At 74.8% G+C, this 19872-nt stretch carries 14 protein-coding genes, 1 tRNA gene and 1 pseudogene; 8 read left to right on the top strand and 8 right to left on the bottom strand.

Features of this window, described 5'->3' with window-relative positions:
• Positions 1-149 precede the first annotated feature (149 nt).
• From FHX31_RS08240 to FHX31_RS08225, 4 genes are all read right to left on the bottom strand, one after another.
• On the bottom strand, positions 150-893 hold the full coding sequence (locus tag FHX31_RS08240; RefSeq protein ID WP_053065514.1) for a hypothetical protein: 744 nt from the start codon (positions 891-893) through the stop codon (positions 150-152).
• Positions 894-1004: 111 nt separating this feature from the next.
• On the bottom strand, positions 1005-2021 hold the full coding sequence (locus tag FHX31_RS08235) for a tyrosine-type recombinase/integrase (RefSeq protein WP_047893966.1): 1017 nt from the start codon (positions 2019-2021) through the stop codon (positions 1005-1007).
• Positions 2018-2494, bottom strand: coding sequence for a hypothetical protein (locus FHX31_RS32560; protein ID WP_225319821.1), 477 nt, complete (start codon positions 2492-2494; stop codon positions 2018-2020). Before FHX31_RS32560 ends, FHX31_RS08235 begins: the two co-directional genes overlap by 4 nt.
• A 117-nt stretch (positions 2495-2611) precedes the next feature.
• Positions 2612-2695: transfer RNA gene (locus FHX31_RS08225), tRNA-Leu, on the bottom strand.
• Positions 2696-2853: 158 nt separating this feature from the next.
• On the opposite strand from FHX31_RS08225, the pseudogene FHX31_RS32555 reads away from it, so the two are divergent.
• From FHX31_RS32555 to FHX31_RS08195, 6 genes and pseudogenes are all read left to right on the top strand, one after another.
• Positions 2854-3069 (top strand): annotated as a pseudogene (locus tag FHX31_RS32555) (hypothetical protein); the annotation flags it as partial.
• A 2955-nt stretch (positions 3070-6024) separates the two neighbouring features.
• A complete protein-coding gene (locus tag FHX31_RS08215; RefSeq protein WP_396784193.1) occupies positions 6025-6855 on the top strand; it encodes a hypothetical protein in 831 nt (276 codons plus the stop codon).
• Positions 6856-7061: 206 nt separating this feature from the next.
• Complete coding sequence (locus FHX31_RS08210; protein ID WP_176739890.1) at positions 7062-9626, top strand: fibronectin type III domain-containing protein; 2565 nt, start codon at positions 7062-7064, stop codon at positions 9624-9626.
• Between the two features lie 24 nt (positions 9627-9650).
• Positions 9651-10646, top strand: a complete 996-nt coding sequence (locus FHX31_RS08205; protein WP_013287288.1) for an AAA family ATPase — start codon at positions 9651-9653, stop codon at positions 10644-10646.
• 2 nt (positions 10647-10648) lie between these two features.
• A complete protein-coding gene (locus tag FHX31_RS08200; RefSeq protein WP_091331245.1) occupies positions 10649-11803 on the top strand; it encodes a DUF58 domain-containing protein in 1155 nt (384 codons plus the stop codon).
• Positions 11797-14202 carry a transglutaminase TgpA family protein gene (locus FHX31_RS08195; protein WP_486481658.1) on the top strand — a complete coding sequence of 802 codons (2406 nt, stop codon included), beginning with the start codon at positions 11797-11799 and terminating at the stop codon, positions 14200-14202. Before FHX31_RS08200 ends, FHX31_RS08195 begins: the two co-directional genes overlap by 7 nt.
• 82 nt (positions 14203-14284) lie before the next feature.
• On the opposite strand, the gene FHX31_RS08190 is transcribed toward FHX31_RS08195, so the two are convergent.
• Together FHX31_RS08190 and FHX31_RS08185 are read right to left on the bottom strand one after the other, a co-directional pair.
• A complete protein-coding gene (locus tag FHX31_RS08190; protein WP_013287291.1) occupies positions 14285-15085 on the bottom strand; it encodes an SDR family oxidoreductase in 801 nt (266 codons plus the stop codon).
• A gap of 1 nt (position 15086) precedes the next feature.
• Entirely contained in the window at positions 15087-16061 is a 975-nt protein-coding gene (locus FHX31_RS08185) for an LLM class F420-dependent oxidoreductase (protein ID WP_013287292.1), read from the bottom strand.
• Positions 16062-16205: 144 nt separating this feature from the next.
• Here FHX31_RS08185 and FHX31_RS08180 point away from each other — a divergent pair, with 144 nt between their 5' ends.
• Together FHX31_RS08180 and FHX31_RS08175 are read left to right on the top strand one after the other, a co-directional pair.
• Positions 16206-17417 (top strand): low temperature requirement protein A, encoded by a 1212-nt coding sequence (locus FHX31_RS08180; protein ID WP_184975680.1) that lies wholly within the window; start codon positions 16206-16208, stop codon positions 17415-17417.
• 46 nt (positions 17418-17463) lie between these two features.
• Positions 17464-18303, top strand: a complete 840-nt coding sequence (locus FHX31_RS08175) for a DUF1028 domain-containing protein (protein ID WP_091331242.1) — start codon at positions 17464-17466, stop codon at positions 18301-18303.
• Between the two features lie 2 nt (positions 18304-18305).
• Here FHX31_RS08175 and FHX31_RS08170 read toward each other — a convergent pair whose 3' ends face one another.
• Together FHX31_RS08170 and FHX31_RS08165 are read right to left on the bottom strand one after the other, a co-directional pair.
• The gene (locus FHX31_RS08170) at positions 18306-18977 is read right to left on the bottom strand and encodes a maleylpyruvate isomerase N-terminal domain-containing protein (protein ID WP_184975677.1); all 672 of its coding nucleotides are present in this window, start codon (positions 18975-18977) and stop codon (positions 18306-18308) included.
• 5 nt (positions 18978-18982) lie between these two features.
• Positions 18983-19864 carry a phosphatase PAP2 family protein gene (locus FHX31_RS08165; protein WP_091331240.1) on the bottom strand — a complete coding sequence of 294 codons (882 nt, stop codon included), beginning with the start codon at positions 19862-19864 and terminating at the stop codon, positions 18983-18985.
• Positions 19865-19872 lie beyond the last annotated feature (8 nt).

Below are 19872 nucleotides of genomic sequence, written 5' to 3'. Positions count from 1 at the left end.
TTGATGCACAAATCGTCGAGGAGCCGTCGGACATCAGACTCCCGGTTGTCACGTTGGCCCATGAGGGACAGCGTGACGACTCCTGCCTTGGTGCCAACCCGGTCAAGGTTTATGGTCACCGCAACAGCTGAGCTATGCCGACGTGTGGGTCAGGCCCGTCGGTCGATCTTCATGTGCTCGCACGCGCCGTCGTGGTTCTCGGTAAAAGCCCCATCCGTTCGCCGCGCGACCTTCTGCCAAAACGTCCCAGCGGTGTCGTACTGAGTGGTCGTGTACCAGGTGAGGCCCGGGTACCGCCGATAGAGCTTGAGCACGGCGCGGGTGCCGATCCCATAGCCTTTGGCGGCCCCATCAACGCTGATCTTCCGCAGGTAGCCACGCCGACACCCCTGGCACACCTGGAAGTCGACCTGACCGACGACGAGCAGGCCCCGACGAAGGACCAGCCGCTGGAACCCGGCAGGCGCGCCGGCTGGTAGGTGGACCGCGCGGACGCGCAGTGCCGCCAGGCGGCGCAGCCACCACACAGGATCGCGGCGTCGCGCCGTGTCCCACCGGAAGGGCCCTGGATCCGGGAAGAGTTGTCCGAGGAGCCGGACCCGAGCATCATCGTCGTTGTCGGCACCGGCGTCGTGGACTATGCGCAGGGCCCGGTCCAGAAGGTTCGCAGTCTCCCCCCAAACATCCTCGTCCCCCTCGCCCTGCCGGCGTCGGCACACCGCGGCCGCCGCCGCAAACCGACCCGAATCCGCCTGCCAAGTATTGACCAGCACAGCGGCCACCGCAGCGACCCGCTCCGGTGACGCGTCGTCCAGTCCGATGGCAAACGGCAAGGCCTGGTCAGCGTCATCCTCGGCGGACCGCCGAGGACTCGGCACCTGCGGAAAGCCCATAGCCGTCACCGTAACCGCGCTGTACGACGGCGAGCGCCTACCGGAGGGGCCCACTCCAATCGTTTGGGGCGGACCCAGTCCGCCTAGGACAGGGCCCGCCCCAACACCCCACTACGCCAGCGGATGTGGCTCACCGGTAAGTGCCGCCAGCGCGGCAGCAACCTCGTGGATAGTTGCGCGAACGTAGGTGGCGGTGGTTCCGGCATCTCCCCCGCCGGCGGAATGACCGGCATAGGCCCGGGCGATGGCGTAGCCGAAGTTGCGCTCCACCCAGGTCAACGTGGTGTGCCGTAGCCAGTGGGTGCTGATCTGCTGCGCGTGCACCCACTGCAGGTGCTCACCGATGCGCACCCACAGGTGGTCGTACCGCCGGTAGGTGATCGGCTGCCCGCTGCGGTACCGGAACAACGGCCCCGTCTCGGTCGCGTGCCGCTGCTCGGCGTGCCGCTGCAGGTACCGCATGAGTGTGGGCGACACCGGCTGCCACCGCACCGTCTCACCCTTCTCCCGCAGCAGGATCAGGCACTGGTCCGGGTCCAGGTCGACCGGCCGCAACGCCAACGCCCCACCTCGGCGGCACGCCGTCTCGGTGTGCAACCGCAGCAGCAGACTGTCTAACGCCGGATCGTCACCCGTGGACGCCGCTACCTCGTTGATCTCCGCCAACCGGGTGTCCGCCAATGCCCGCCGGGTGCTCGGCAGCCGCCGTGGCTTCGCCACCTTCAACGCCGGGTTCTCGGCCTCAGACAGGAGCCCGTCGGCGACCGCCCGCCGGTACAGGCATCGCAACGACGCGATCAGATGCTCGGCCGCGCTGCGCCCACCCCGCGCGTTACGGCGGGCCACCACGTGCGTCTTGACGTACTCCGCCAGCCGCTCGATCTCCGACGGTGTCGGCTCATCGATACGCCGCTGACCCCACTGCTCGACCACGCGCTTCCAGTACGACCCGTACGCCCGCCGCGTCCCAGCACTCACCGCAGCGGCAACCACCGGCACATACTCCGCGAACGTCGGAGCCGGCGGACGATCGGACGTCGCCGCCACCAGATCCGCTGGAGAGATGCCCATCCGCGACAGCAACAACCGAGCGGCCTCCAGCTCGGCCTTGCCCGCCACGCCGCTCACGACTCACCACCCGCGAACGCCTCGTCCTGCACCCGCGCGACCACCGCGTCCAGCGAGGCCGGCGGGTGCAGCACGAGACGTCCGGCCCTCGGATCGGCCGCCAGCAGCACCCGATCGCCAGCCGTCAACCCGCACCACTGGCGGACCACAGCGGGCAACCGCACATGGCCCTCTTTCGTCACCCGGAACACCCCGCGCGGGTCAGGGCCGACGATGATCAGGCCGCCGCTTTCCCTGATGCCCAGCCTGAGGCCAGGAGCCCAGCCGAGAGCGATCATCACCGCCCGATCAGCGACGCGGCCATGCACATCAAGAGTCGCCAGCCCATACACCGTGCTGCTGTCACGAGTAGGAGCTAGTCGCGCCAGCGGCAGCGGCGGTCGCTTCATCGCGGCACGCGAGTCGCCGCGGATCTTGAGCCCGCCTGACGGAACCACCGCCGGGATCACCGAATCGATCGGCCGGTCTGTCATGACCCACCTCGCCCAACGACGAGGCTGCCACCAACGGCGGTAACAGAGAGTGAAATCAGGTGGTCAAGCATGCTTGACCACCTGAACGTCCAACGTCGCACGGATGCTACGCGGGAGTGTCCGAGGGGGGACTTGAACCCCCACGCCCTATACGGGCACTAGCACCTCAAGCTAGCGCGTCTGCCATTCCGCCACCCGGACCTGCACGTACCAGCCTACCCGGTCGACCAATGTGAGCTACTCACCGCATCGGTCGGCCCGGCGGGCCGCACGGGGCATTACTGTACACGGCCCGGAACGATCATGCACATCAGCTCCAGCGGGGCACGTTTGCGCAGGTCAGCGGCCACAACGATCGTGTGGGTAGCGCGCAACAGGCGATTCCGGGCAGCATTGCTCACGTGTCCCACCCCTCCCCGTTGATCGCCACTCAACACCAGGCCCTCGCGCTACGCGCCGCGGGTGACCTGACAAGCGCCCGCCGCCTGCTCGCCGACGCGATCATCGCGGCCCGCCCGGCGTACGGCGAGGACCACCAGGACGTCCTGGCCACCGGTCACCTGCTGGCCCGGCTGCACCGCGAGGCCGACGACCCGGCCGCCGCCCGGCGCGTACTCGAGGAGGCCTACGCGGCCGGCGAGCGCCGCCGCGGCGAGGCCGACCCGCTGATGCTCGCGCTCAGCTTCGACCTCGCCGGGGTCTCCGAGGAGCTGGGCAACCGGCACGAGGCCCGCCGCAACTACAGCCGGGTGGCGACCGCCGGGTCCGCCGTGCTCGGTCCGGACCACCCCGCGGTACGCGCAGCCCGCCAATACCTCGGCGGCTCCGCCGCCGCTCCCGCAGGCTATGGCCCCTCCCCCGGCGGCTCCGCCGCCGCTGCCGCACCGCATCCCGCTCCGCCCCCGCCCGGATACCCGAATGCGGGCCGTCCCAGGCACCCCCATCCGTCAGTGCCCGGACATGCCGATCCGGCGTTGCCCGGGAGCCCCGGCCCGGTCCGGCCCGGCCAACCCGGTCCCGCCTCCTCCGGGTACCCCGGGCACGGAGTGTCCGAGCCCACCGTCTCGCTGCGGCCTGTCCCACCGCAGCACCCACACGCTCCGGCACCGCCCCGGCCCGTCGCCCCGGGTGCGCCCGCAGCGAATCCGCCGGTACCCGGCTCACAGTGGGCTCCCCACCCGGGCCCGGCACCGCATGCGCCCCACGCCGGGCAGCCACCTCAGTCCGCGCCGATCATCCCTCCGCCCCCGGTGGCGCCTGCCCCGCCGCACCAGCCTCCCGGCGCCGGGCCGAGCGGACCCGCGAGTCCGTGGGCGCCGCCCTCTCCGGCTGCCTCGGAGGCGACGACCCGGTTCGCGCCCATCACGGAGGAGGCCACCTCCCGGTTCCCGGTAGTGCCCGTCGAACCCACCGCACCAGCGACGCCGCCGACTGCCGGGACAGCCCCGCAGATTCCCGGTGTCCGCCCGCTGGCCCCAGCTCAAGGCGTCATCCCGGTTCCGCCGGCTCAGGGCGTGACCGCGGTTCCACCGGCCCAAGGTGCGACCCCGCTTCCGCCGGGAACCTACGGTCGACCGGCCGTCGCTCCCGGCGTGACGCCGGTACCGCCCCGCGCCGCGGCTGGCGGACCCCCGCACCCGGCGACCTCCGGCACGTTCGCGCCCCCGCCGCCCTCCGGAGCCCCGGCGGCAACGCCGGGAGCACCGCGAACGCCGGGAATGCCGGGAACGCCGACGACGGCACCCACGGCCGGCGCGCCGGTACCCGCGAGGCCGGCGGTACCTCCGATGCCGGGCCCGGCGTCCTCGGCCGCCGCAGCGCGTGTCGCGCCCGTCTCGGCGCCGTCCGCCCCCGCACGTCCGGTCCCGCCACCACCGAGCGTGGCCGGTACGCCTCCAGTGTCGCCACCACCGGCGCCGAGCGTGGCCGGCACGCCTCCGGTCCCGCCTCCGCCGGTGCCGGGCACCGCTGGGAGACCGCTACCGTCCCCGCAGACACCCGGCACTGCTGGCGCCCCGCCACAGAGACCCGGCACTGCTGGCGCCCTGCCGCAGCCGTCCGGCACTGTCGGCGTCTCGCCGCAGACGCCGGGTAAGGCGGTTACGCCGCCCTCACAGATGCCCGGGACAGTCGGCGCGTCTCCGCTACCGCCCCCGCCGGTCATCCCGCCCCCGCCCGCAACGCCGGTCGTCGAGACGCCGCCCTCCACCGGAGGCACTCCGCCTGCGTCACGGACACCATCGGCGGGAGTCCTGCCACCGCCACCTTCGACCGTCCTCCCGCCGGCACCGCGCGTTCCGCCGATGGAGAGCGGTGTCCTGCCACCGTCGCCGGCAGTTCCGGTCGCCCCGCCGGGATCGACCTCGTCCGCCCCGCCACCGGGCACCACTCCGGGCTCGACGGCGCCTCCGGTGCCGGTTTTCCAGCCGGTGGCGGAATCCGCTGCGGCTACTGCCACCCCAGCGGCACCCCCCGTGGCCCCCGTGGCGCCCCGACCGGCACCGGCCCAACGGGCGACACCGACGACCGAGGCCGTCCCCGCTCCCCCACGCGCCGATACGAGCCGAGCCGCCGATATGGATCGGACTGCCGATACGGACTCGGCCGATACCGAAACGAGCAGAGCCAGCGCCACTACTGTGCCGCCCGTCCCCGGTGGACCGGGCTGGGACAAGCCGACGATCCAGGTGCAGCAGATCGGCCCGCTGCTGGAAGAGGAGGCGGAACGCAACGCCGCAAAGGCAGCACGCGACGCTTCGGCGAACCCCGCAGCGACCGCTTCCGCCGACGAACCCCCTGTCAGCGCACCACCGGCCAGCAAATCCCCTGCTAACACGCCCTCGGCCGGCTCAACCGGGATGATCGCGCCCGCAGCGAGCGCGCCGCCGCTGAGCACGTCCCCGGTCAGCGGACCGCCGGTGAGCCCGTCGGATACGAGTGAAGGCGGCTCGGATGGTGCACCGGTCACCGACGCCGCCGCGAGCGTGAAGCATCCGGGCGCCCCCTCCGCAGGCGCGTCGGGCACCCTCGGCACGCCCGACGCCGATGCGCCTCCGGCAGGCCGAGCACCGCTGCCCGCCGCACCCCACATCAGCCCACCGCCCACCAGCGCCGTGCCCGTCAGTGCCGCACCCGTCAACCCAGCACCCGTCAGCGCACCGCCGGTCAGCGCACCGCCCGTCGGATCACCCCCGACGTCGCCGGTCAGCGCGCCGCCCACGCACCCGGTCATTGGCCCTCCCGGACAGCCGGTCAGCGGGGTTCCGGTAAGCGGCTACCCCCCACCGGTAAGCGGCCCGCCCGCCGCGCCGGTCAGCGCCGCACCGGCAGTGGGTTACCCGCCACCGGCCGGCGGACCCGCACCGGCCTATCCGCCGCCGATCAGCGCACCACCCGCACCCGGCTACCCGACGCCGGCAGGCGGACCACCCGCACCACCCGTCAGCGACCCTCCGGGCCCGCCGATCAGCGGACCACCCGGACCCGGCTACCCACCGCCGGTCAGCGCGCCGCCCGCCGGACACCCACCGGTGAGCGCTCCCCCCGGCACCTATCCACCGCCGGTCAGCGGACCACCCGCGGCACCGGTCAGCGCGGCACCCGTCAGCGGTTCCTCCGTACCGCCGTGGGGCATGGTCGCGCCGCCGTGGAGCAGCGCCGCCCCGTCCCAGCCGGTCGACCGGCCCACCGGCCCGGAGCCGGAGGATGACGAGCCGGCGCCCGCCGACGCGGCAGGCGAACCGGAGCAGGACGCGCCGGAACCGAACCGGCAGATGACGATCTACGAGGACCTGCTGGACTTCCCCGAGTCCACGCGACCGGAGCCGCCGGCCCAGCCGGATCAGGGCGCGTGGCCGGCGACCCCGCCGATGTTCCACCAGCCGCCGGCTGCGTACCCCGAGACGGAGGAACCGGAGCACGGCCGCAACCGGACGGTGCTGGCCCTTGTGGTCGGGGGTGCGGTGCTCGCGGTGGTCGCGGCGGTCGGTGTCGGCGCGGTGTTGCTGAACCGGGAGGCGGCGCCGCCTCCCGCTCCCGTGCCCGCGTCCGGCGCCGCGTCGCCGAAGGTGGCCGGGCCGCCGCCGGGGGACCTGAAGCTGCGCGACGACACCACCACAGTCACGGTGACCTGGACCGATCCGACGAACGGCGGGGTGCCGTTCGTGGTGGCGGGTGGCCGGGCCGGGCAGAAGCTCGGGGTGATGGCGACTGTGGACGCCGGGCAGACCCGGTACACGGTGAACGGGCTGAGCGCGAAGCTGGACTACTGCTTCACGGTGCTGGCTGTCTACTCGACCGATTCGTACGCCACCTCGGGTCAGGTCTGCACGGACCGGGAGGGCGGTGGCACGCCGAACTGAGCGTCCACGGACGACACGCTCGGTGTCCACAGGAGGACGGTGCGGGTTTCACCGGCTCCGGACGGCACCTATGATGGCTCCCGGCTCTGGGGAGGGTCGGCCGTGCTCGGCGTCTCTCCCCCACCGACACGGGGAGGCAGCCGGCAGTGACCACCATCGAGGACGTCACGGGCACCGGGCCGGAGCAGGCTCGTCCACGGTCGCGGATGCGGGGCGGGCTGGTCACCATCGGCACGGTGGCCGCGCTGCTGGCCGCGATGGGCCTGACGGTGCTCGGGCTGGGCGCGGCCGACAACGCGGTCGCGAGCTTCGACGCGTCCTCGTGGCTGTGGAGCACCACCCGCAGCGAGCTGGCCCGGGTCAACGGTGTCACCGCGCGGGTGGACACCCGGATGGAGGTGCCGGGTGGGCGGCGGCACCAGATGCAGGTGGCCCAGACCGACCGGCTGCTGATCCTGCGCGATCTCAACACCGGCCGGGTCAGCTCGCTGGATCTGGCGACGCTGCAGATCACCGCGACGACGCCGACCGCGCCGGGGTTCGGGGTGAGCGTGGCGCTGCACGAGGATTCCGCGTTCGTGGTGGACGCGGTGCAGGGCATCGTCCGGCAGCTCGACCCGCGGGCGCTGACGCCGGTGGGCGAGCCGGTGCGTTACCCGCCGGGCATCACCGGCGGCACGTTCGACGGTGCCGGCAAGCTGTGGGTCGCGGTGCCGAGCGAGGGCACCGTCTCGGCGGTGACCGCCGCCGAGCTGCCGGAGACGCCGGGTGACGCACCGCCCGCGGGGCTCAGCCCGAAGCGGGTCGAGACGTACGACGTGGCCGAGCCGGCGCACGAGCTGGTGGTGTCCACGCTGGACGAGGGTGTCGCGGTGCTGGACCGCACCTCGGCGTCGCTGGTCACTGTGGTCGGCGGGCAGACCCAGCGGGCGGAGCTGAGCATGACCGCGCCGGGGAACCTGCCGACGCGTACCAGCGGGCCGCAGGTGCCGGTCACGGTCCCCGGTGACCGGTCGGTGCACGTGGTGCGGGACAGCCGCGAGGTGAAGCGGTTCACGGTGCCCGGCACCGGCGCGCGGCTGAGCCCGGCGGTGGCCTGGGCGGGCCGGTTCTACTGCGCCGACGAGACCACCGGCACGGTGTACTCCTTCGACGCCGAGGGTCAGCTCGTGCAGACCGTCAAGGGCTCCGGCCGGCCCGGCCCGGTCGAGCTGGAGGTGCGAGAGAACCGCCTGTTCATCAACCCGCCGGACTCGTCCACCGCGCAGGTGGTCGACGACCGCAACCAGGTGCGTGAGGTCGACAAGTACGCCAACGACGTGCTGGGCGGCGACCCGCCGCCGGTGGCTCCGCCGCCGCCCCCGCCGAAGAAGCCGAAGGTGTCCAAGCCGGGTGCACCGAAGTCGGTCACCGCCGCCGCCGGTGACGCGTCGGCGCGGGTGAGCTGGCAGGCCGCCGCGTCGAACGGCGCCGAGATCACCCGGTACGTGGTGGCGGGCGCCGGTCAGACCCACCAGGTCGGCGCGAACCAGCGCGCGCTGGAGGTCACCGGTCTGACCAACGGTGAGACGTACACGTTCTCGGTGCACGCGGTGAACGCCAAGGGTGAGGGGCCGCCGCGGCGCAGCAACCCGGTGGTGCCGACCGCCGAGGTGCCGGACCCGCCGGCGTCGGTGACCGCCGAGGCGCGGCCGGACGGCACGGTGCGGGTGAGCTGGCCCGAGGCCGACGGCCAGGGCAACACGATCGCGAAGTACGCGGTGACGGCGACCTCGGCGGGTGCGAGCGCCCCGGCCGGCGAGTCGGCGAAGACGGAGCTGGTGGTGCCGGCCGGGCAACTGGAGTACGGCACCCAGTACGCGTTCACGGTGACCGCGGTGAGCGACAAGGGCGCCGGGTCGAAGGCGTCTCCGGTGAGCAACACGGTGGTGCCGTTCACCGTGCCGAAGGCGCCGACCGAGCTGCGGGCGTCGACTGTCGCCGACCAGCCGGGCACGATCGCGGTGCAGTGGTCCCCGGCGGTGGACAACGGCCGGCCGGTGACGAAGTACGTGGTGGAGGCCGCCGGCAAGTCGGTCGAGGTGACCGACGTGCAGGCCACTGTGGGCGGCCTGGGCAACGGGCAGAACGTGACGGTGAAGGTCAAGGCGGTGAACGAGGCCGGGCCGGGACCGGAGGCGAGCACCACCGCGCGGACGGTGGCCGAGCCCCGGATCACGGTGACCGGCTCGTCGGCGGACGCCACGTCGGTGACTGTGACGTTCACTGTGGACGCGGGCGGTGGGCGCGCCTCCTGCACGGCGGCGACCGGCGGGAAGACGGCGAGCGGAAGCTGTTCCAGCCTGCGGGTGACCGGGCTGACGCCGGGGACCGCGTACACGGTGACGCTGACCGCATCAAACGCCGCCGGCAAGGGCACCGCCTCCCGCGCCCAGACCACCGACCCGGTGTACGGCGTCGCCACCTGCAAGAACGGTCCGGACGGCGACCAGCGGACGTACTGCGACAGGGACGTGCCGGGCCGCAACGGCAACGAGATCTTCGAGGTCCCGCGGCAGGACAACGACCGTCAGGCCGGCTGGGTGCCGGACGGCCGGCGGCTGCGCACGTACTGCAAGGTGAAGGGCGAGGACGTGGACGCCTGGATCTACAACAACAACAAGCAGAGCACCTGGTGGGTCCAGGTGGAGTACAAGGGCAAGACGTACATCCCGTGGGCCTGGCTCAACCTGGAGGGCGGCGACGACCTCAACGTGCTGCCCGCCTGCTGACCGCACCGTCCGAGAGGCGCATCCGTGAACACGCACGAACCGCTGAGCCAGCCGGAGGTGCAGGGCTTCGCCGCCCTGGCCGCCCGGCTGGCCGACAACGTCAACGCGGTCGTGCTGGGTAAGCCGCAGGTGGTGCGGCTCGCGCTCACCGCGCTGTTCGCGCAGGGGCACGTGCTGCTGGAGGACGTGCCGGGCGTGGGCAAGACCACGTTGGCCCGTGCCGTCGCGGCGACGGTGAAGGGGCAGTGGCGGCGGATCCAGTTCACGCCGGACCTGCTCCCCTCCGACGTGTCGGGGGTGACCATCTTCAACCAGGCCAGCCGGGGCTTCGAGTTCCACCCGGGGCCGGTGTTCGCCAACATCGTGATCGCCGACGAGATCAACAGGGCGTCGCCGAAGACGCAGTCGGCGCTGCTGGAGGTGATGGAGGAGCGGACCGTCACGGTGGACGGCGTACGGCACCCGGTGCCGCAGCCGTTCCTGGTGGTGGCCACGCAGAACCCGGTGGAGATGGACGGCACGTACCGGCTGCCCGAGGCGCAGCTCGACCGGTTCCTGGTGAAGCTGTCGGTCGGCTACCCGGACGAGGCGGTCGAGGTGGAGGTGCTGCGCGGCGCCACAGTCCGCTCCCCCGACTCGCTGACCGCCGTCACCGACACCGCCACCGTGGGCGAGATGGTGAAGATGGCCCGGCGGGTGCACATCGCCGAGCCGCTCTACGCGTACGCGGTGCGGCTGGCCGCGGCGACGCGTACCCATCCGCAGGTGCGGGTCGGGGTGAGCCCGCGCGGGGTGATCGCGCTGACCCGGGCGGCGTGCGCGTACGCGCTGATCGACGGCCGGGGCTGGATCATGCCGGAGGACCTGAAGGCGCTCGTCGAGCCGGTGTTCGCGCACCGGTTGCTGCTCACCCCGGACGCGCAGGTGCGGGGTGTCACGCCCGCCGAGGTGCTGCGGCAGGCGGTCGCGTCGGTGCCGGTGCCGCTGCCGTCGGGCCAGGCCACAGCGGTGCACGGCTGAGCGTGGGGATCACCGCCCGTGGCATCGGGCTGCTCGTCGCCGCCCTGGTGCTGCTCGGCGTGGGGTTCCGCTACGCGTACCCGGAGCTGACGGTGCTCGGCGCGGCGGCCGCGGTGGCGGTCGGCTACGCCGTGGTGAACGCGGCCTGGCGGCCCCGGCTGAGCGTTCAGCGGCGGGCCGACCCGGACCGGGTGGCCCGGGGTGAGCCGGCGGCGATGGAGCTGACGGTGCGCAACACCGGCCGGTTGCGGGCCGCGAACCTGGTGGCCGAGGACCGCTGCGCCGGGGCGCTGGTGCCGGTGCCGCTGCTGCGGTTGCGTCCGGGCCGGGACACTGTGGTGCGGTACGACGTGCCGACGCATCGCCGTGGGGTGGTGCCGGTGGGGCCGCTGCGGGTGGTGCGCCGGGATCCGCTGGGCCTGGTGGCGCTGGCCCGCGGCTACGGCGGCACCGTGCCGGTGTGGGTGCACCCACGCATCCACCCGCTCTCCGCGGTGCCCACCGGTGCCGGGCGCAGCCTGGACGGGCGCACCGACAGCGTGCCGCACGGGTCGATCACGTTCGACTCGCTGCGGGAGTACGTGGTGGGTGACGAGTTGCGCCGCGTGCACTGGCGCACCAGTGCCCGGGTGGGTGAGCTGATGGTGCGGGAGAACGTGGACACCAGCCTGCCGCGCCTGGTGGTGGTGCTGGACAACCGTGCGTCCGCGCACCCGGACCGCGCGGGCGGTGTCGCGGAGTCGTTCGAGTCGGCGTGCGAGGCGGCGGCGTCGGTGGTGGCCGCCGCGGTGCGGGAGGACCTGCCGGTGCAGATGCTGCTCGTCGTACCGGCCGAGGTGGAGCCCGCCGGTGCGGCCGGGCCGCTGGACCGGCTCGCCGCGGTGGAGCTGGCGGACGCCGGGCCGGACGTGCTGCCCGCCGCGACCGGGCGGCTGCGCCGGGACCGGCTCGGCGACACGCTCGTCTTCCTGACCGGGCCGGGTGGCCGCGACGAGCTGGGGCACGTCGGCGCGCTGCGCGGCGCGTACCCGTCGGTGGTGGTCGGGATGTTCGGCGCGGACGGGCCGACGGCGGCCGGCGCGGCGGGCCTCACGGTGCTGGACGCCGCGGACGGCGCGGCGTTCGCCGCCGAGTGGGACGGGGTCCGCCGGTGGTGACGCCGCGGACGCAGGCGGCGGTCCGGGCGTTGCGGGCCGCGCCGGTCCCGGTCGCGCTGATCGTGCTGGTCGCGCTCTGCGGCGTGGTGCTGGGCCGGGTGTACGCGGACCCGCTGCTGACCCGGCTCATGGCCGGTGCGGCGGTCGGCTCGGTGCTGGTCAGCGTGGCCGCGCGGCGGCTGCCGTCCTGGCTGGTGGCGCCGCTGTCGGTGGCCGCGCTGACCGGGTGGACGCTGCTGTCGCTGCGGCTGGCCGCCGCGCACGCGGCGCTGCCGGGCGGGCTCGGCGAGGTGGCCGCCGACGCGGCCCGCAACGCGATCCCGCGGCTGCTCACCGCGATGATCCCGGTCGAGCCGGCGCCGGACACGGTGCTGGTGCCGGTGGTCGCGGCGTGGCTGGCCGGGCTGACCGCCGCCGAGGTGGCGCTGCGGGCCGGGCGGGTGCTGCTGGGCTACCTGCCGCCGGCGCTGCTGTACGCCGGCGCGCTCTATGTGGTGGGGCCGAACGCGGATCCGGCGATCGGCCCGACGGTGCTGTTCGCGGCGGTCGCGGCAGCCGGCCTGGCGACGCCCGCGCGCCGCAACGGTCCGGCGCCCGATCCGGTCGCCGGTCTCACTCCTGCGGTACGCGCGGCGGTGCGGCTGCGGCTGATGGCGGCGAGCGCGGCCGGGCTGGCAGTGGTGGTGGCGCTGGCGGCGCTGCTCGCCCCGGTGGTGGCCGCCCAGGTCGACGAGCGGCCGGTCGACCCGCGCCGCTACGTGGAGCCGCCCCGGGTGGAGTCGCTGGACGAGAACCCGCTGATCCGGATCTCCGGGTGGGCGCTGAACCCGGACCAGCGGCTGCTCGACGTGCGCACGGTCGCGGGTGTGGGTGACGGCGGGTCGCCGCGGATCCGGCTGGCGGTGCTCAGCGACTACGACGGGGTGACCTGGCGGGTCGGCGCCACGTACCGCAACGCGGGGCGGATCCTGCCCGCCGCCGAGCCCGCCCCGGACGCGGCCACCGACGAGGTGCGCCAGGAGATCACCGTCGGCGACCTGACCGGCCGGCTGCTGCCGGCGGTGCCCACGCCGCGCGAGGTGACGGGCGCGCGGGTGGCGTACGACCCGGCGACCGGGACGCTGATCCGCCCGGAGGGGCTCGCGCCGGGGCTGCGGTACGAGGTGTCGTCGGTGCGGGAACGCCCGGACGCGAACCTGCTGCCCACCGCGAACGTGCCCGCCGGGGACGAGGTGGCCCGGGTGCTGCGGGTGGCGGACGGGGCGCCGGAGCCGGTGCGCCGGCTCGCCACCCAGCTCGCCGAGTCGAACGGCGCCCCGTACGCGCGGGCCGACGCGATCGCCACGTTCCTGGCCGAGCACTACCGGGTGACAGCCGACGCGCCCAGCGGGCACGCGTACCCGAACCTGGCGTTCTTCCTGTTCGGACCGCGTAACGGCGGCGGGCAGCGGGGCACCTCGGAACAGTTCGCCGCCGCGTTCGCCGTGCTCGGCCGCCTCGCCGGCCTGCCCACCCGGGTGGTGGTCGGGTTCGAGCCCAAGGGCGACGGTCCGGTACGGGCTGCCGACGCGTACGCGTGGCCGGAGGTGCTGTTCGACGGTGTCGGCTGGGTGCCGTTCGACCCGATGCCCCGTCCGGATGAGGAGCCCCGCCCGGTGGAGGAGGACTTCCGGCCGCAGCCGGAGGACCCGCCGCCGTCGGAGGTGCCGGCGCCCACCGAGGAGCCGAGCGTCACGCCCCCGGCCGCAGCGCCCGCGCCCGGCCGGGCCGACGGCGGGCTCGGTACGCCGGTGCTGGTCGGTGGCGGCGTCGGCGGGCTGGCGTTGCTGGTCGGCGCGGTGCTGGCCGCCCTGTACGCGATGCGCCGCCGGTTGACCCGCTCCCGTCTGGACGCCGCCGACCCGGGCGAGCGGGTCGCGGGCGCGTGGCGGGAGCTGACCGACGCACTGCGGCTGGCCGGGCACCCGGCCGGGCCGGACCTGGCGGCGGCGGAGGTCGCCGAGCGGGCCCGCCGGACGCTCGTCGAGGCCCGCGCGGCGCGGTCCGGAGAGGGCGCGGCCGGACCGACGGACCGGCCCGGGGACGGCGCGGCCGGTCCCACGGACCGGGCCGGGGAGGGTGCGGCCGGGCTCACGGACCGGGCCGGGGAGGGTGCGGCCGGGCTCACGGACCGGGCCGGGGGCGGCGCGGCGGTCGGCGGCCCGGACGAGGCGGCGGTCGACGAGCTGGCCGCCCTGCTCAACCAGGCGGGATTCGCGCCGGGCAGTGTCACGCCGGCACAGGCGGAGCGGGCCGCGCGGCTGAGTCAGGGCTTCGGCGACGCGCTGCGCTCGGCCCGCTCCCGGTGGGGGCGACTGTTGTGGACGGTCCACCCGGGGCCGCTGCGGTGGCGCCGCTGACCGGACCGGCCGGGCCTCGGCGCGCGGCCCGCTGCCGCGGTGCTGCCCGCCACGCCCGAGGGAACCGCCGCGACGGCCGGGCTCAGCGGTCGGCCGCGCGCAACTTCCGGACGAGCTTGCGCAGCCCGGCCTGCCAGCCGTCCGGGTCCTCGGCGCGGCGGCGGGCGTAGTCGGCCACCTCGGGGTGCGGCAGGATCAGGAACCGTTCCTCGGCCAGCCCGGCCACGACCACGTCGGCGACCTGGTCCGGCGTGAGGATCGCCCCGGACGCGGCGATCACCCGGGCACCCAGGTGCCCCTCGGCGAGGCCGTCGGCGAGCATCGGGGTGTCCACGCCCTGCGGGCACAGCGCGCTGACCCGGATGCCGGCGTCCCGGTAGGTGATCGCCAGCCACTCGGCGAGACCCACGGCGGCGTGCTTGGTGGCGGTGTACGGGGCGTCCCCGACCGCAGTGAGCACACCCGCCGCCGAGCAGGTGAGCAGCAGGTGCCCCTGACCCCGGCTGAGCATTCCCGGCAGCACCGCGCGGGCGCTGTGCAGGTGCCCGAGCACGTTCACCCGCCACGCCCGGTCCCAGTCCGCGTCGGGCGCGTCGATGCCGCCGCCGGTGGCGACGCCCGCGTTGGCGCAGAACAGGTCGATCCGGCCGTGGCGGCGCTCGGTCTCCTCGACGAGCGCGCGTACCGCCGCCTCGTCGGTGACGTCGAGCCCGACACCACTGGCCACCGGGCCGATCGCGTCGGCTGCGGCGCGGGCCGCGTCGGCGGCCAGGTCGGCCAGGACGATCGCGGCGGCGCCCTCGGCGGCGAACCGGCGGCCCAGCGCCGCCCCGATCCCACCGGCCCCGCCGGTGATCACCACCACCCGGTCGGTCAGGTTCATCTCAAGCCGCCTTTCCGGGGGCGAGCCGGGGCAGCAGGTCCATCCAGGCCGCCGCGCCGCCCTCGGTGATCTCCGGCGTGGGCAGCACCGCGATGACCGGTACGTCGACGCCGTTGTCGGCGTAGCGGCGGACGGCCGCCACGCACTGCTCGGGCGAGCCGTGCAGCACCAGCGCGTCGACCACCTCGTCCGGTACGGCGGCGGAGGCGCCCCGCCGGTCCCCCGCGGCCCACGCCTCCCACATCGGGCCGAGCGAGTCCTGGCGGCCCAGCCACCTGTGGAAAGCCGCGTACGCGGGCACCGTGAGGTAGCCGGTGATCATGCGGCGGCCCAGCGCACGGGCGTAGGCGGTGTCCTCGGTGGGGCAGACGAAGATGCGGGCGGCGACGTCGAAGCCGGGCCGCCGCTCGCCCACCTCGGCGAGCGCGGTCGGCACGTCGTCGGCGGCCAGCCAGTTGAGGATCACCCCGTCGGCCTCGGCGGCGGCCAGGCGCAGCATGCCGGGGCGCAGCGCGGCCAGCAGGACCGGCGGCGGCACGCTGGGCGGGCGCTCCAGCGTGAACCGCCGGACCGCGAACGTGTCGAACGCGCCGTCGACTGTCTCGCCGCGCAACGCGGCCCGCAGGAAGCGCAGCACGTCCCGGGTCCGCTTGAACGGCTCGTCGAATCCGATCGCGTTCCAGTCCCGCACCAGCACCGGCGACGAGGCGCCGACGCCGAGCGCGAAGCGGCCCGGCGCGGCCTCGGCCAGCGCGGCGGCGCTCATCGCGAGCAGTCCCGGCCCCCGGGTGAACACCGGCGTGATCGCGGTGCCGAGGCGCAGCCGCGGCGACCAGGCGGCGGCCAGGGCCAGCGGGGTGAACGCGTCCGCGCCGGCCACCTCCGACGACCACACGTCGGTGAACCCGGCGTCGTCCAGAGCCGCGTAGACGGCGGCGTGGTCGGCGAGCGGGATACCGCCCAGCGGCACGGTCATGCCCCATCGGTTCGTCACCCGTCGATGGTGCCCGTCCGGCACCGCCGGGAGCAAGATCCAGGCGGATATGGGTGATCCGCACCGGAGCGCCGGGAAAGAGTGTTACGACTGCCGCATGAGTCGGACCGGGGACGGGGCTCGGCGGTGAGGACCGCCGAGCCGGCCGCGCTGCGCTCGTCCGGCGGCGGGCCCGACCGGGCCACGTTCCTGGAGCTCTTCTTCGACCTGGTGTACGTGTTCGCGCTGACCCGGATCTCGGCGCGCGCTTTCGAGGACCTGGTGCTGGAGGGCGGGCAGACCGGCTGGTCGGCGGTGACCGGCGGCGGCAAGACGCTGCTGTTGCTGCTCGCGCTCTGGGCCGTGTGGCAGGGCACGGCGTGGACGACCAGCCGCTACGACCCGCACCACCTGTGGTTGCAGGTCATCGTGATCACCGCGTTGATCTCGGCGATGGTGATGGGGGTGGCGATCCCGCGCGCGTTCAGCCACAGCGGCCTGATCTTCGCCGCCGCGTACGTGGTGGCCCAGGTGAGCCGGCCGGCGATCCTCGTGCTGGTGCTGCACAAGCAGCAGTACCGGCGGCTCAAGCTGCGCATGCTGATCACGTTCTGCGCCACGGGTGTGCTCTGGCTGGGCGGCGCGCTGCTGCCGGGCAGCGCCCGGGTGGTGCTGTGGACCACGGCGCTGCTGCTGGAGTACCTCGCCGCCCGGTTCGGCTGGCCGCTGCCGGGCCTGGGCCGCTCGACGGTGTCCCGGTGGGACATCCACGGCGAGCACCTGGCCGAGCGCTACCAGCAGATCTTCCTGGTCGCGCTCGGCGAGACGATCCTGCTCGCCGGCCTGTCGTTCACCCGCTCCTCCACCAGCCCGGGCATGGTCGTCGCGTTCGCCGTCGCGCTGGCGACCTCGGTGCTGCTGTGGCGGATCTACGTGCAGCGGGCCGGGCAGATCCTCGGGGAGGCGGTGACCCGGGCCGCGCACCCGGCCACCATCGGGCGGTCCGCCGCCGACACCCACCTGGTCATGGTGATCGGGGTGGTCGCCACCGCGATCGGCTACGAACTGGTCATCGAGCACCCGGCCGGGCACAACGAGCTGCCGTGGATGGCCGTGGTCCTCGGCGGGCCGGCCGTGTTCCTGGCCGGCCGGGCCCGCTTCGAGTACGAGGTGTTCGGCCGTGTCTCCCCGTCCCGGCTGGTGGGGATCGCCGCGCTGCTGCTGCCCGTACCGCTGCTGGTGCGCCTCGCGCCGCTGGTCGCGGCGATCCTCGCCGCGGTGGTCCTGACGGCGGTGGCGGTGGCCGACGCGCGCCGTGCCTGGGGCCGCCCGCCGGAGGAGGCGGCGACGCCGTTCTGAGCGGCGACGCCGGTGCGGCACACCGCGACCGGGCTACGATCCGCGCGTGACCTTCTCGCTCGTCGCCCGCTCCGCCGACGGGCACCTGTACGGGGTGGCGGTGGCCAGCCGGTTCCTCGCCGCCGGGGCGCTGGTGCCTGCGGCCGAGGCACTGGTGGGCGCGGTCGCCACCCAGGCGCACGCCAACCTCGCCTACCGGGCGCAGGCGCTCGCGCTGCTGCGTACCGGCGTCACCGCCGGCGACGCGGTGGCCGGGCTGGTCGCCGCCGATCCCGGCCGCGACGACAGGCAGCTCGCTGTGGTGGGGGCGACCGGCGACGGGGCGACCTGGACCGGGCCGCGCTGCCATCCGTGGGCCGGTGGGCAGGCCGGCGACGGCTGGGCCGCGCAGGGCAACATCCTGACCGGCCCGCAGGTGATCGATGCGCTGCGCGACGCCTGGCTGGCCCGCGACGACCTGCCGTTCCCGCAGCGCCTGCTGGCCGCGCTCACCGCCGGTGACGCGGCCGGCGGCGACCGGCGCGGCCGGCAGAGCGCCGCGATGCTCGTGGTGCAGCGCCACGGCGGCTACGCCGGCACCGGCGACGAGCTGGTGGACCTGCGCGTGGACGACCACGTCGACCCGGTCGCCGAGCTGCGCCGCCTGCTCGGCATCCACCACATGCTGTTCGGCCGCCCCGATCCGGCCACGCTGCGTGACCTCACCGGCCCGCTCGCGGCCGAGGTGGCCGAGTTGCTCGCCGCCACCGGTCACCCGGTCGGCCCGGCCGGCCTGGACGACGCGCTGGCGGCCTGGACCGGCCTGGAGAACCTGGAGGAACGCTTCGTGCCCGGCCGGATCGACCCGATCGTGCTGGAGCACCTGCGGCGGTGCGCCGGGCGCTGAGGTCAGCCGCCGAAGGCCAGCCGGCCGATGCCGGCGCGGGTCAGCTCGGCGCGCTCGTCGCCGGTGAGCGGCAGCCGCCCGGTGGCCTTGCGGAGCACGGTGAGCGCGTCCCACCGCAGGCCCGGCGGCACCGGCGCGCCGCCGGTGAGCACGCCCACCACCACGTCCGCGGCGGCCGGGGTCAGCCACGGCGGCCGGTCCAGCGCGTCGGCCAGGTCCAGGCCGTGCACCGCGACCTCCACCACGCGGGTACGGAGGAACTCCGGCAGCGCCATCGCGTCACCGTGGCGGGTGCGTACCACCCGGCCGGGCGGCGCTGCGGCGACCGCCTCGTCGGTGGCGCGCCAGGCTCGGGCGAACTCGTCGGCCACCTCGGCCGCGCCCGGGTGCTCCCGCGCGGCCCGGCGGGCCGAGTCGATGCGGTCCCGGTCGACCGGCGGGCTGAACTTGGCCGCGCCGAAGTAGGCGGCGGCGTCGACCTCGGCGCGGGGCGGCGCGGGTTCGGCGAGCATCCCGGCCAGCCGTCCGGCTCCGGTGCTCACGTGGGCGATCAGGTCACGTACCCGCCAGGGCGGGCAGGGGGTGGGCCGGTCCAGCGCCGCGTCGTCCAGGTCGCGCAGCACCCGTTCCAGGCGTTCGCACTCGGCCCGGAACGCCTCCCGTACGGTCCGCACCGGCGTCAGCCCTTCCAGCGGGGCACCAGCCGGTGCACCACGACCAGCACCAGCGCGGCCACCACGGCGATCGTGCCGACAATGCCGGCCGCGCTGCCTGCGTACCCGATGAACAGCGGACGGCGGCCGAGGCTCTCGACGGGGATGGTGGAACGGTCCACGAGCCAGGACAGCGCCACCGCGGAGGCCAGCAGGGCCACCACGCCGATGCCGCCGAGCACGGCGCCGGCCACCCGGTGCGCGTCGCCCGGCTCCACCACCGCCTGCTCCCGCTGGAAGAACAGCAGCACCAGCCCGGCGACGGCGGCCCACGCGCCCACCACCAGGTACGCGGCGACCGCGTCGCTGGGCCGGTGCCAGCCGGCGGAGAGCGTGGCGACGCCGGCGGCGGCGGCGTACCCGGCGCCGAGGAACGCCCCGGCGACCCGCAGCTTGCGCGGCAGCACCAGGATCAGCGCGATCGCGACCGAGGCGGCCACTGCGGTGTGCCCGCTGGGCAGGCTGTTGCCGGCGGCGGCCCGTTCCGGGTCGATGCCGAAGTCGGGACGGACCAGGTAGTACTTGAGCAGCTGCGTGGTCACGTTCGCGCCTGCGATGAGCAGCGTCGCGGTGACGGCGAGCGCCTTGCGCCCCCGGATCAGCGCGATGAAGCCGATGACGGCGGTCGCGGCCAGCAGCGACACCACCGACATGGCGTTGAGGATCGTGTCCACCGGACCGTCGATGCGGTCCTGGCCGATCCGGTTGCCGGTGAGCGCCACCGTGTCCAGCCACTGGCCCAGTTCGGTGTGTACGGCGAAGCGCCACACCAGCCCGAACGCGGCTGTCTGGATCAGGGCCAGTACGACCAACCAGACTGCCGTCCAACCCCTCGCCGTCTCCCGCACCCGGACAA

This window comes from Micromonospora sp. CNZ286, from assembly GCF_014207755.1.
Note: the sequence above shows the minus strand (reverse complement) of the source record. Positions and strands in the feature narration are given on the sequence as shown.